Here is a 583-nt window from a genome sequence, read left to right on the forward strand (position 1 = left end):
CGCGCCCGGCTGGGCGCTGGCGGCCGGGTGGGTCGCGCTGGCGCTCGCGTGTGTCGCGTGGATCTACCGGCGCGGCACACCCGGCGCGTTCCAGAAGGATGCGCACGGGCGTTTCCCTGTCGTCATCCGCTGGCTGCTCGCGCCGACGATCGCCGGCGCATTCGTCAATTCGCGGCTGTGGACGTTCCGGCAGCCGGCGCCGGTGCGGATCGACGAACGCGTGTCGCTCGGCCGCACGCCGACCACATCCGACGTGCGCCGCCACGGTTTCACGGCACTGGTCGACCTGACGGCCGAAATGCCGCGCTGGGCGGCGGCCGATGCATCGCTCGCCTATGCGAGCGTGCCGCAACTTGACCTCGTCGCGCCGACGGCCGCGCAACTTGCGCAGGCCGTCGCGGCGCTCGAACGCCTGCACGGGGAAGGGCGCGACGTGCTGGTCTGCTGCGCGCTCGGCTACGGGCGCAGCGTGCTGTGCGCGGCCGCGTGGCTGGCGGCGCGACGCGGGTTCGGCGATGCGCGCGACGCGCTGGCCGCGGTGCGCGCGGTGCGGCCGCATGCGGTGTGGTCGGACGACGGCGTG

At 74.8% G+C, this 583-nt stretch carries 1 protein-coding gene; it reads left to right on the top strand.

Annotated features, from left to right (window positions below):
- Positions 1-583, top strand: a 583-nt coding sequence (locus tag ABY44_RS05675) for a dual specificity protein phosphatase family protein (RefSeq protein WP_431640942.1), incomplete at both ends; no start/stop codon positions are given.

The organism is Burkholderia sp. ZZQ-2 (assembly GCF_050768715.1).
Taxonomy (GTDB): domain Bacteria; phylum Pseudomonadota; class Gammaproteobacteria; order Burkholderiales; family Burkholderiaceae; genus Burkholderia; species Burkholderia cepacia.